The 12,555-nt window shown below is 74.4% G+C and carries 6 protein-coding genes; all 6 read right to left on the minus strand.

The features are described from left to right. Positions 1 to 5: 5 nt before the first annotated feature. Positions 6 to 1,913: an Hsp70 family protein gene (locus MQN93_RS01390; protein WP_242707932.1), complete on the minus strand. Its 1,908-nt coding sequence runs from the start codon at positions 1,911 to 1,913 to the stop codon at positions 6 to 8. Beyond that, the gene (locus MQN93_RS01395) at positions 1,910 to 4,054 is read right to left on the minus strand and encodes an Hsp70 family protein (protein WP_242707933.1); all 2,145 of its coding nucleotides are present in this window, start codon (positions 4,052 to 4,054) and stop codon (positions 1,910 to 1,912) included. The genes MQN93_RS01390 and MQN93_RS01395 overlap by 4 nt, the downstream gene beginning before the upstream one ends. Continuing rightward, a complete protein-coding gene (locus MQN93_RS01400) occupies positions 4,051 to 4,521 on the minus strand; it encodes a nucleotide exchange factor GrpE (RefSeq protein WP_242707934.1) in 471 nt (156 codons plus the stop codon). The genes MQN93_RS01395 and MQN93_RS01400 overlap by 4 nt, the downstream gene beginning before the upstream one ends. Positions 4,522 to 4,663: 142 nt before the next feature. Then, complete coding sequence (locus MQN93_RS01405; protein ID WP_016431969.1) at positions 4,664 to 4,978, minus strand: hypothetical protein; 315 nt, start codon at positions 4,976 to 4,978, stop codon at positions 4,664 to 4,666. Then, positions 4,975 to 10,935: a CHAT domain-containing protein gene (locus MQN93_RS01410; RefSeq protein ID WP_242707935.1), complete on the minus strand. Its 5,961-nt coding sequence runs from the start codon at positions 10,933 to 10,935 to the stop codon at positions 4,975 to 4,977. The genes MQN93_RS01405 and MQN93_RS01410 overlap by 4 nt, the downstream gene beginning before the upstream one ends. A gap of 2 nt (positions 10,936 to 10,937) precedes the next feature. Further along, a complete protein-coding gene (locus MQN93_RS01415; protein ID WP_242707936.1) occupies positions 10,938 to 12,104 on the minus strand; it encodes a tetratricopeptide repeat protein in 1,167 nt (388 codons plus the stop codon). Positions 12,105 to 12,555 lie beyond the last annotated feature (451 nt).

Genomic DNA, 12,555 nt, shown 5'->3' on the forward strand with positions numbered 1-12,555 from the left:
CCTCCTCAGCGAGGGACGCCACCTCTGTCCCGGTGGTTCCTGCCACGGCGGCTGATGCGCTCCAACAGCTCGTGGGCGAAGGCGTGTTCGGGGTTCCAGGTCAGACACTGCTCCAGTGCCTCGACGGCGTCGTCGAGGCGGCCGCGCCCCTCCAGCCGCTCGGCGTGCCGGTAGGTGCGCTCGGCGAGCAGCTCGCGCACCCGGGCGTTGGTGGGGTCGTGGCCGTAGGCGCAGCGCAGCCAGCGCTCGGCGTCGGGAAAGTGCTCGGGGGAGAAGTCGGCCATGGCCGCCGCGCAGTGCACGCCGATCATCGCGTCCAGCACATCGGCGCCCGACGTGCCGTCCCGGGCGGCCTGCCAGGCGGCGTGCGAGGCCTGCACCGCCTCCTCGTACCGCCGCTCCGTCAGCAGGTCCCGCGCCATGGTGAGCCGCCGTACGGCCTTGCGGTCGGCCTGGTACTCGGAGTCCGTCGGCTCGGTGGAGGCGAACGCCGCCGCCGCTTCGTCACCGGCGCCTGTCTGCCCCGGACCGGCGGCCGCGGTGACCGGCGCCGTCACCGGCGCCGTCTCGGGCGGCGGCGCGTCCGGCGCCTGTGCCGCCGCGCCCTCCAGGGACTCCAGCAAGGTCCGCGCCTCGGACAGGATCGTCTCCAGCAGCGCCCTGGCCTCCTTCACCCGGCCGTGCTCGGCCAGCCTGCGGGCCAGCGCGACGTCCAGGGGCACGCCCGGATCGGACGGCGGCGCGGGCTCCTCGGACTCCGACGCGGGCGCGGCCGGCGGCGGGGGCGACAGCAGGGTGACCGACAGCCGCGGGGCCTCCGCCAGGGTGTCGTCGGAGGTGTCCGCGGGCTCCACCGCCAGGCCCTCCAGTGGCGAGGGCGGGGCGCCGGCGAGCTGGGAGGCGTGCCACAGCGCGCCCGTGGCGAGCAGGTCCTCGGGGGCCGTGACCAGCTCGCGGCCGAGCCCCTGCACTCCCGCCCGGACCGCGTCGAGCCGGGTGCCACCGCCCACCAGGAGCAGCGTGTCGACGTCCCGCCGGTCCATCCCCGACTGGTCCAGCAGGGTCTGCGCGCGGTTGAGGGTACGGCGCACATGGCGCTCCAGGTACTCCACCAACCCGGCGCGGCCGAACTGCAGTTGGGCGGGCATGCCGCCGCCCAGGTCCAGCTCCAGGAGCCCGTCGTCGCCGGAGGTGCCGATCTCCTCCCGGATCCGTTCCACCCGCGCCCGCAGCCGCAGCCAGTCCGTCTCGGCCAGCCGGTCCGGGTTGGCCCGGCGCCCGGCGGCGCGCAGCATGCCGGTCAGCGCCGCGTCGTCGAACGCCCGCCCTCCGGTCGTGGACGCCGACTCGTGGCCCAGCGCCCGGTAGCGCTCCCGCGCCCCGCGCACCAGGCCGAGCTCGAAGCCGCCGTACCCCAGCCCGTAGACGAGGCACGTCGTACTGCCCCGTCCCTCCGTGTGCCCGATGACCGCCGCCATCGCGTCCCCGATGAGCCGCACCGGACCGAGTCCGGCCGCACGCGCCGCGTCCAGCAGCGCCGTCCGCTGCCCGGAGTCGTAGCTCGCCGGGACGCTGACGACGGTCTGGGTGATCCGCCCGCCGGCCTCGGCCTCGGCGCGCTCGCGCACCTCCCGCAGCAGTTCGGTCACCACCTCCTCCGGCGCCCTGGCCACCCCGCCGGCCCGGACCGGACGGCCGCTGCCCAGACGGCTCTTGAGGCTCGGGAACGCCACCGGCAGCGGCCCGGTCACGGCCGGCTCGCACAGCAGCCACGGCCACCGCGGGCCGGACAGCGTGAACCGCCGCACCGGGCCCCCCGGCCCGCCGAACGCGGCCCGCACGGCCGTACTGCCGAAGTCGAGGCCGAGCCCCAGCTCGTGCCCCCGCCCGTCCGGGCCGCCCGCCGCGGTCACGTCTCCGCCGCGTCGTCGGGGACCCGCAGGATCCCGTCGAAGCGTTCCGTGTCGCGCAGCGCCGAGACCCGGCGCGCGTCGTAGGCCTGCGCCACCAGGTTCGCGAGATTGCGGGCCTGCTGGGCGGTGAGCAGCCGGTTGCCCTCGGCGTGCGCCTGCTTCACATAGCCGACCGCCTCGTTGATCAGCCCCGCCGTCTCCGGGGGCGCGCCGTCCGCGGCCTCCTCGGCGTGCAGGAACTGACTGGCGTAGCCGCAGTTGTGGTACATGTCGTCGACCAGCAGCTCGGTGAGCCGCTTGTACTCGCCGCTCTCGCCCTGCCGCAGCACCTGCTCGGCCTGCTGCAGATCCCGGCGTACCTTCATCTCCTGCAGGTCCTCGACGAAACCGCCGTAGCGCTGCAGGAACTTCTCCGTGTCCCGCTTCGCCCACTCCAGCCGCTGGCGCAGCGTCGCGCTGTCCGGCTCGTAGGTCGGGGCGGGCGGCTGGGTGCGGGGCTTCTCGCGCTTGGGCGGCGCCGGCGGCATGGACATCTGGGTGCCGGGCACATTGATCGACACGGTGATGGTGCGGTCGGCGTCGTAGTTGAACGACACGTCGACGCGCTGGTTCAGCTCGATCGGCTCGGGCAGCTCGAACTCCACCACGCCCTGTTCCTGGTTCTTGCTCGCCACCGGGCTGTTGCCCTCGTACACCGGCACCCGGATGACCCGGGTGTCGGTCGCCTGGAACACCTTGGTGCACGGCTCGGGCAGCGGATACGCGGTGCCGCTCTCGATGATCGGCACGAAGACGTCGCGCTGCGAGCCCCGCACGGCGGCGATGCCCATCGCCACGCCCGTCACCTCGTACAGCCCGGTGGAACCGACCGCGCGGCCACTGGCCAGGCTCGTACCGCAGGCCGAACAGGCCGCCGCCGCCTCGTCGTTGACGGTCCCGCAGTCCTCGGCCGGGCACTCCACGCCGTCCAGCGTCCCGGCCAGGATGCCCGCGCCGAGGGCCACGCACTCCATCGGGTTGATGCTGCGGCGGACCTTCTCCTTGCCGAAGAAAGCCTCCACCGCCTCGTACACCGAACGCGTCAGCGTCCCGCCGCCGACCAGCAGCACGTCCGTGATCTGCGCGGTGGTCAGCCCGTCCTGCTCCAGCGTCTCGCGCACCAGGCCCATGGTGCGCTGCACGAGCGGGTCCGTCAGCTGCCTGAACTCGGCCTGGGTGAGCGGCATGTAGACATCGACGACCACACCGTCGCCGCGGAAGCCGGCCGGGATGTTGATGATGGTCTCGGGCATGTCGTTCAGCTCGCGCTTGGCCTGCTCCGCGTACTTCTTCGCGGTGAAGCGGAACTGCTTGTCGTCGGACGGGTCGATGCCGCACTCCTGCTCGACCCACTGCGCGATCCGCTCCACGACCGCCAGGTCGAAGTCGTCACCGCCGAGCCAGTCGTCACCCGCGAACTTCCGCACCGCGAACTGGGCCGTCCCGTCACGGCCCTTGGTGGAGTCCAGGACCGAGATGTCGAAGGTGCCGCCGCCCAGGTCGTAGACGAGGATACGGCTGCGCTGTCCGGCCTTCTTGTCCATGCCGAAGGCGATCGCGGCCGCCGTCGGCTCGTCGATGATCTTCTTGACGGTGATCCCGGCGATCTGTGCCGCCTCCCGCGTGGCCGCGCGCTGCGCGTCGCCGAAGTGCGCCGGAACGGTGATGACGGCGTGCGTCACCTCCTCGTTGAGGTTGCGCGAGGCGTCCTTGGCCAGCTTGCCGAGGATCGCGCTGGAGACCTCCGCCGGGGTGGTCGTACGGCCGCCGAAGACGACATGGGCCCGCGGATCGTCGTCCTGGCCCGCCACGATCCGGTAGTTGAGCCGCTCCTTGGCCCGCGTCACCTTGGCGTCCGTGAAGTCGCGGCCCATCAGCCGCTTCACCGACAGCACGGTGTCCTCGGGCTGCCGGTCCGCCCAGTTGAGCGCGTGCTGGCCGACGAGCAACTGCTCGGAGCCCTCCCGGCGCATCATGCCGACCACCGAGGGGGTCAGGTTGTTCGCCTCGCCGTTGCGGACCACATGGGCCTCGCCGTGGTCCGGGTCGTAGCGTGCCACCACGCTGTTGGTGGTGCCGAGGTCGATGCCGATCGCCGTCATTGCCGTTCCCCCTCCATGTCGTTCCCGGTCAACCGACCGTTCCCGGCTGCTCGTTGACTGTCCGGTACGGCGACCACCACGCGCGCCGCCCGCAGCACCCGGCCGTCGTGGCCGTACCCGCGCTGCAGCACCTGCACCACCTCGTCCTCCGCCGCCGACGCCGACGGCCGCACCTCGACCACGTGGTGGGTGGCCGGGTCCGCCCGCTCGCCCCTGACCCCGATCGGCTCCAGCCCCTCGCCGCGCAGCGCGCTCTCGAAGCGCTCGGCGATCCGCCGCAGACTGCCGCGGTACGCCTCCCCGTCCCGCTCCGGGCCGTCGCCGAGCAGCCGGTCGAAGTCGTCGAGCGTGTCCGCGCACAGCAGCAACAGCCGCTCCAGATGCGCCCGATGCGCCGCCTCCCGCGCCGCCAACTCCCGGGCATGCTCATAACCAAGCCGAGCAGCCCCCACGCCCGCGTCGCTCATGACACTCCCAGGGTCCGAACCAGCCAACGTGACGGGAACGCCCTCAAGGGGCGCGGGGAACGGCGCGCCAAGCCACAACACACCCGCACCCGCCCCACCACACCCACCACACCCCCCGTGACGCGCCACCGCGGCCCCCCACTCACCGATCGAACCGAATCAACTCGTCCAACAACCGCCCCGCCCACACCGGAGGCACCCCCACACCGGACGACACCGCTTCCTCCGCCTCTGCTCCGAACTCACCGATGTCGTACATCAACAGATCGATCAACAACCTCCGCCGAGTGCTGCGCAGCTCATTCCACGCCTGCTGCGTCCGCGGCGACATCAACCCCCGCCCCTGCAACTCGAACGAGACGTCCTGCATCTCGGCATGGGACGTCCACGGCGTCACCCCCACCGGAGCGAGCGCGGCGTACGGCATCCGCCCGCCCGCCGGGTCCTCGATCATCATGCGTCGCCCTCCTCCTGCCCCGAGCCGCCCGAGCCCCGCAGGACATCGCGCCAGCGGTGGACCGCGTCCAGCAGAACGCCGCGGACCCGCTCCGAGTCCGGGTCGGTGCGGGCCGCGCGGATCAGCAGATACACGGCCAGCGCCACGTCCTCGTCCCGCTCCAGCACCTGCCGTGCCCGCTCCACGAGGCTCTCCGCGAGCGCCGCCAGGTCGTTCTCGTTCTCCGGCTGCTCCTGGGACATCTCCCGCATCAGCTCGGCCAGTCCGTCGATGCCGATACGCGTGGACACCAGCCGCTCCAGCACGTTCAGGGTCTCGGCGAGCGTCTCGCGGTAGTCGTGCAGCAGCTGCTGCCGAAGTCCCGTGTGCAGCAGGCCGATCGCCTCCGCGAGCAGCCCCAGCCGCTCCACCGGATCGGCGGTGCGCTCGTCGAGCGTGTACACCAGCGCCCGTACGAGATTGCCGCGGGCGTGGCCCGACTCCGGGTTGAGCCTGAGCGCCCGCCGCAGATCGGCCTCGGCGGCCGGCAGGTCCAGCGGCAGGTCGTACCGTACGCGGGAGGAGGCGCGCCACACGCCGCGCATCGACAGCAGCAGCGACAGCTGGGCGTCCAGTTGGGCCGCCAGATCCTTGGCGAGCGGCTGCAGCACCGGCTTGACCTGCTCGATCAGCGCCACCGCCGCGTCCAGGGAGGCGTCCCGCTGCTCGGCGGGCGCGTCGATCAGCGCCTCGACCCGCCCGAGCACCATCTGTACGACGGCCCCGGTGATCCGGCTCTGCATGCCGCCGCTCGCCGCCGCCGTCACCGCCTGCCGCCAGTGCTCCACCGCCCGGTCCAGCGCGCCGGAGCCGCTGGTGAGCGCCGCCTGGGCGAGCGAGAGCCGCGCGTGCACCGCGAGCGCCGCACCGTCCTGCGCGAACCGGGCGTGCCGTCGCGGCAGCCGCAGATAGGCGGGGCCGCGGCGCACGAAGTCCTGGCAGTGGCCGCAGTCACGCGGATGCGTGTCCGCGTCGCGGTCCGCGCAGTCCTCGGGGAGCTCGGTCAGCGCCGGCAGCGCGGGCATCGCCTCGATGGCCTCGTCGAACCGGTGTGCCTCCGCGAGCGCGTAGGCACCGGACAGCGCCGAGAACGCCCAGCGCAGCTTCCGCACGGTGAACTCGCCCGGATCGTGGCCCTGTTGGGCGGCCGCGCTCAGCTCGGCCGTCCGCTCGGCGAGCGGCACCTCCAGATGCAGCATGTGCAGATAGGCGGGCCCGCAGGCGAGCGCGAGGGCCGTGCCCGGCACCGTCGGCAGCCCGCCGACCTCCTTGAGCACCCGGGCCCCGCCGAGCTCGGCCTCGAACAGCGCCGTCAACCGCCGGTACTCCGCGGCCTGTTCGGGCCTGCCCTGGTCGGTGTGCGTCTCCTCGCCCGCGGCCAGCCCGTCGGACAGATGCAGGCTCAGATCACGGCGCAGCCGTGCGAGGTCGTCGAGCGACACGGTCCGCTGATAGCAGGCCGCGCGTTCGGTGCGCCAGCCGTCCCAGTAGCCCTCGTCGCTCAGCAGCGCGGCCCAGTACGCGAGCGCCTCCGCCCAGGCGCGCACCGCGTGCTCCCAGGCGCCGCTGTGCTCCAGCTCCCGCGCCTGCCACAGCCGGGCCACGGCGAGACCGTGCACCACCGCCATGTCGCCGGGGGCCGTCGCCAGCCGTTCCTCCCAGGCCGCCACGGCCGCGTCCCGGCCGCGGGCGAGCAGAAGCAGCAGCGGGGCGTCCTTCGGGAAGCGCTCGCACAGCGCCTCCAGGGGGTCGGGCCCGTCGTCCGGCGCGAGATGCGCCACCGCCTCACGGACCGCGGCCGGGGCGTGCCACCGGTAGAGCTGCGCGTCCAGCTCCAGCCGCCGCGCCGCCACCCGCAGCCGGTCCCAGGCCACCCGCTCCGGCCAGGACCAGCTCATCTCCTCGCGCTCCATCAGCGTGAACGACACCTCGTTCACCGCGTCCATCGACGAGCCCGGCCCCACGCCCGCGTCACGCAGCGCCAGATACGGGAACGTCCGGTCCCGCAGCGCGAACGGGTCCGCCACCAGCGGCTCGCCGATCGCACCGTCGACCCAGGGCAGCCGCAGCACCCCGCGCAGCCGCACCGCCTGCGCCCGCGCCCCCTCGTGCCCGTCGCCGGCCCGCTCGTAGGCCTCGGCGGCCGCCGCGAACCGGCCCTGCTCCTCCAGCAGCCGGCCCTCCGCGTGGGCGAGCCGCGCCTCGGCATCGCGGTAGGGCCCGCTCGCACGGAAGGCGTCCACGGCCCGGTGCCAGTCCCGTCGGCCCTCGGTCAGCCGGCCCCGCGCATAGGCGGCGATCAGCGGTGCGTCGGCGTGCGCGCGGAGCGCGTCGGCGCTGCGGCAGGCCTCCTCCCAGTCGCTCACGGCCTCGGCGTGCCGGGCCCGTGCGTACTGCGCGCGCACCGCGGCGTCGGCGAAACCGCCGTCCTCGGCGAAGGCGTCCGCCAGCTCCGCGTACGCCTCCTGGACCGCACCCCACTGCTCGGCGCTCTCGGCGACCGCCTCCGCCACCCGCGCCTCGGCGTACCGGGTGCGCGGCGCCACGTCGGCGTGGTCGCCGGGCAGGGCACGGTAGGCGGCCAGCGCCTCCTGCCAGGCCTCGTCGCGCTCGTGCAGCCGCGCCCGCACATATCCGTGCAGCAGCGCGAACTCCTCGTCCTCGGCGGCGAACGGCTCGAACAGGTCCCGGGCACGCTCCAGGTCGGCCAGCCCCAGCGCATGCAGCCCGGCGGCCTTGCGGCGCAGCAGCCCCACCGCGCCGTCCAGCGCCCCGTCCGGTACGTCGTCCAGATGCCGCAGCACCGAGATCCAGGTGTCGGCCCTGGCCTCCTCCTGCTGCTCGGCGATCCGTGCGCGTGCGTACCGCCGCCGATGCCCCACGTCGCCGTCGGCATGGCTGTCCGGCAGCCCGCCGAAGTCCTCCACGACGGCCTTCCAGTCGCCGCGCGCGGAGGCGGCCCTGCCCTGCGCGTACAGCCGCAGCGGCGCGGGCGGCTCCGGGAAGTCATGGATGCGGTCGGGGACTTCGGCGAAGTGCTCGCGGGCCGCGTCCCACTCCGCGCACAGCGCCGAGGCCCGACCCAGCGCGTAGTGCCGCCGGGCGGGGGCGTCGGGGTGCAGCGCCTCGGCGTACGCCCCGGCCGCCGCCTCCCAGTCCCCGGCCGCCTCCGCGACCCGCCCCTCGGCGAACCGCCGCTGCGCCGACGTGTCCTCGTACGCGTCCGGCAGCATCCGCAGACACTCCAGCGCCTGCCCCCAGTCACCCGACTCCGCGGCGACACCGGCACGCTCACGCACCCGCTCCCGCAACTCGGGGATCCAGGCGCCGGGGTCGGGCAGAGCGTCCGCCAACAGCAGGCAGCCATTGGCGCCTTGAGGCACCGCACCGGCGTCGGGCTGGTGACCGGTGACTTCCGCACCGCCTGCCGCCGGTACGGTGCCGTCGGCTTTGGCGGGCAGTCCGGCTGGCGTCGGCAGGGTCCCGTTGGTCTCGGCGGGCAGTCCGGTCGCCGTCGGTAGGGTCCCGTTGGTCTCGGCGGGCAGTGCGACCGCTGTCGGTACGGTCTCTCCGGCTTCGGCGTGCAGTCCGGTCGCCGTCGGTAGGGTCCCGTCGGTGCCCGCGGGCAGTCCGGTCGCCGTCGGCAAGGTCCCTTCGACCTCTGCGCGCAGTCCCGCCGCCGTCTCCATCGCGGCCAGTGCCTCCGGCCAGGCGCCGTCCTTGACGGCCGCGCGGCCCCGGGCGTGGTGAGCCCGCAGGGCGGCGTCGGTGAAGCCGTCGGCCGCCGTGAACGCCTCGGTCGCCTCCTCCCACCGCTCCTGCTCCTCCGCCACGCGCGCGGAGGCGTAGGCGAGCCAGGAGGTGAGTGCGAGGGAGGGGAGCCGGGTGCGCGCGTGCCCGTTCGCGCTGCCGTTCGGCGTCCCGTCCTGTACGCCCACGGCCGCTCCGTCGGCGTCCGTGCGCCGGCCCGCCGCCTCCTCGAACGCGTCGCGCGCAGCGCTCCAGTCCCCGGCCGAGGCGGCCTGTCGGCCCCGGGCGTGGGCCGCGCGGGCCGTCGCGTCGCGCAGGTGCGGGCAGCGCGCGTAGGCGTCCGCGGCGGCGGCCCAGTCCCCGGCCTGCTCGGCCGTACGGCCGAGCACATAGGCCCGTCCGGCCAGCGCCGGGCCGTGGTCGGAGCGCAGACCCAGAGCCCGGTCGTAGGCGGCGGCAGCGGCCACCCAGTCATCCGCGGCGCAGGCCGCGTCCGCCTGGGCGCAGGCCTCCCGCACCGTCTGTTCCTCCACGGCGGTGTCGCGCAGCCGCCGCGCGTCACCGAACCCGGCGGGCCGCTCGGCGAGCACCTCCTCGCACAGCGCGAGCACACCGGCCCAGTCCGCCTCCCGCGCCGCCGCGTGCGCCTGCTCCAGCAGCGCGGAGAGCCGGGTGAGGTCCTGCACCTCCCTGTCCAGGACGGGCAGCCAGGCCTGCTCGCCGTGCGGCAGCGCGACCCGCACCCCGGGCAGCGCCCGGTGCGCCGCCGTCGCGTCCTCCGCGGCGAGCAGCTCGCAGAGCTTCTGCACCTTCGCCCAGGCCAGCTCGTACGCGGCCTCCTCCCGCAGCAGCTCCTGCTCCCGGCGGAAGCGCTGCACATCGGTGGCGAGGATGCTGCGCACCTGCTCCCAGTCGCGGTACAGCCGCTGGAAGCGGGCCGCCTCGATCAGCTGGGCCGAATTCACGTCCCCGATGGGGTTGTTGAACGCCTTCAGCGCCTCGGCGCCCTGGCGCAGGGGATCCTGCGCCGCATGCCCGTCCTCACGCACCTCGCGCGCCTTGAACAACCAGCCGTGCCGGCACTCCTCGTGCAGGAACAGCGCCGGGGTCGCCCACTCGGTGGCCGTGTGCCCGGACTGGTAGGAGATGCTGCGGCGGGCGTAGGCCATCGCCTCGTCGATCGTCTGGTTGGCCGCGATCTTCTTCAGCAGCGCGGGCCCGAACAGCCCCGCCGAACGGTCGCTCACCCGGCCGTGCATGGCCACCACGGCCGGCACACCGCCGCCGATCAGCGCCTGGGCGAGCCCGGAGAACGGCTCCGTGTGCGAACAGTCCGCCCCCGAGCAGAGGTTGAGCACCGCGAGCCGCAGCCGGGGTGCCCGCAGCAGCGTGCCGCTGAGCAGATCGGCGGGTACCGGGTCGGTGCCGCCGCCGGACGTCTCGAGGTGCACCATGCCCTTGCCGCGCCCGGTGTCGTACGAACCGTGGGCGATCAGCAGCACGGCCGTGGGCAGGTCCGAGCGCTCGCCCAGCGCGGTCTCCAGCCGCTCGCGGGTGGCCGGCCGTACGAGCGTCGTCTCGACGGCGACCTGCGGCAACTCCCGCAGCAGTGACGCGACTTCGTCCTGACCCACCGGGAGTGCCGCGCCCTCGGGCGAGGCGTGCACGACCAGCAGCCGGATCTTGCTCGGGGCGTCCTCCGGTTCGGGCAGCCGTCTGCCGATCGGGCCGCCAGGCAGCGACCGCACCAGCGACAGGCTGTCGTGCAGCGCCGGCGTCTGACCCGGTTCGGCGGCGGGCGCGCACAGCGCCTCCAGCGGCAGCGAGCGCAGGTCGGGCGGCAGGTCGAAGCGCAGTCGCAGTCCGCGCGCGGGCTGCATGCCCCGCACCAGCTCGTGCGCCGCACGCATACACTCCGCGGCCCGTCGGCCCAGCAGCAGTCCGAAGACGTCCCGGCCCAGGTCACGCAGCCGGGCGGCGGGATCCTGGTCGCCGAGCGGTGCGTAGCCGAGCTCGGCCTCGATCAGCTGCTCCATGCGCTCGCGGTACGCCTCGGGCCGGGCGCCCACCGTCAGTACGTCCGCGGCAGCGCCCGCACCGCTCACCGTCAGCACATGCCGGTGCGCGCCGACCCGGCGCACCCGGAAGCGCAGCTCCTCGTACTCCATCACTACGGCAGTCCCCCGATCCGCCCCTGCTCCAACTCCGAGTGAACCAGGGCGAGATCGGCTTCCACCAGATCTCGTAGCTGAGAGAGCTCAGGATCCCCGGGAAAGTGCTGCAGTGCCGCGGTGACCCGGTCCAGCGCCTCCTGCAGTCTGCTCCTGCAGCCCACGAGACTTCCCGACCACCGCATGCGTGCCCCGAGGATGCGCAGGACGACCCCCAGGTTGGTCTGGGCCCGGTGCAGATGGGGGTTGATCTCGACGGCGCGGCGCAGATCGGCGGCCGGGCCCTCCAGCCGGTCCATGTCACGGTTGGCCTGTGCGATGCCGCGGTCGGTCAACACCCGCGCCAACTGCCCCTTCAGACGCTCGTGCTGGCCCTCGCCGAGCAGGGCGTACGCCGCCTCCAGGGTCGAGCCGGCGGCGTCGATGTCTCCGGCCCGGTGCAGCGCCTTGGCCGCGGCGAGCGCCGTGTCGGCCACGATCGCCTCGACCTCCGGACCCTGCCCGATGGCCCGGGCGTGCGTCAGCGCGCGCTGCCAACTCGTCGCGGCCCTGCGGACATCGGGCCCTGCGGGGCTCAGCGCGGCGCGGCCCTGGGCCAGGCGCGCCGCCAACGCGAGCGAGCGTCCGTCCCGCATCAGCAGGATGTGCTTGGCGGCCTGGCCCGCGTAGGCGGGGTTGCGCGTGTCGAAGCGGGTGCAGTCGGGGTCGCACACGGCACCGCGCTCCGCCCGCGGCGCCGCGGCCTGCCCGTTGTTCGCCGCGGCCCCGCCCGCCCGCTCCCCGCTGCCGCGCCCCGAGGACGTCGCGGCACAGGTCCGCCTGCCCTCGTCCCCGCTGCCGCCGCGGGCGCGGCAACTCGGGCAGCGCAGCCCCGACAGCGCGGCCAGCGCCTCCGCGGGACGGTCGAGTCGCAGCAGGGCCTGCGCGAAGCCGAGGTGGGAGAAGGCCTGGCGCAGGGCCGGTGCGGCATCCCCCGCCGCGGAGACGAACGCCCCCAACTCCGCCTCCCTGCCCAGCTCCGCGATCCGCAACGGCCCGCACACCAAGGGCGCCGAACCGGTCGCCAACGGCAACCCACCCGCCTCCGCGAGCAACCGCGCCGCCTCGGTCTCACGGCCCAGCAACACCTCGGGCGCGACCCGGCCACCGGCATCCCCCTCAGGCATGAGAGCTTCCAACGCCCCCTGCAGATCCGCACGAAGCGCACCAATCTCCTCGTCCCCCACCACCACCCCGTACCGCCCACCCGCCCCAACCCGCCACTGCTCCCAGAACACAGCGTCATGCAACAGCCCGGCCCATGAGGCGACAGCCCGGGACCAGGCTCCGAGGGGGTCGTCGTTGGGGGTGGCTGCGGGGGTTTTGGGATTGGGGTGGGGGCTGTGGGGTGGGGTGGTCGCGTCGGCGGAGGTGTGAGTTGGCCCGGTCGCGGGGTCTGCGGTGCGGGGTGACTGCGCCGCGCGGTGGACGGTGTGAGGTGGGTGAGTCGCGGTGTCGTAGGCGCGAGTTGGCCGGGTCGTGTCGTCGGCGGTGCGGGGTGGCTGCACCGTGCGGTGGGAGGCGCGGGACGGGTTGGTCGCGTCGGCGGAGGTGTGAGGTGACTCCGTCGCGCCACCG

The organism is Streptomyces spinosisporus, from assembly GCF_022698145.1.
GTDB lineage: Bacteria > Actinomycetota > Actinomycetes > Streptomycetales > Streptomycetaceae > Streptomyces > Streptomyces spinosisporus.

What these genes read in the sequence shown, in the direction of transcription:
- MQN93_RS01405 (WP_016431969.1), bottom strand. Translation starts at nt 4,978, where the DNA reads ATGATGATCGAGGACCCGGCGGGCGGGCGGATGCCGTACGCCGCGCTC.
- MQN93_RS01395 (WP_242707933.1), bottom strand. Translation starts at nt 4,054, where the DNA reads ATGACGGCGATCGGCATCGACCTCGGCACCACCAACAGCGTGGTGGCA.
- MQN93_RS01400 (WP_242707934.1), bottom strand. Translation starts at nt 4,521, where the DNA reads ATGAGCGACGCGGGCGTGGGGGCTGCTCGGCTTGGTTATGAGCATGCC.
- MQN93_RS01410 (WP_242707935.1), bottom strand. Translation starts at nt 10,935, where the DNA reads ATGGAGTACGAGGAGCTGCGCTTCCGGGTGCGCCGGGTCGGCGCGCAC.
- MQN93_RS01415 (WP_242707936.1), bottom strand. Translation starts at nt 12,104, where the DNA reads ATGCCTGAGGGGGATGCCGGTGGCCGGGTCGCGCCCGAGGTGTTGCTG.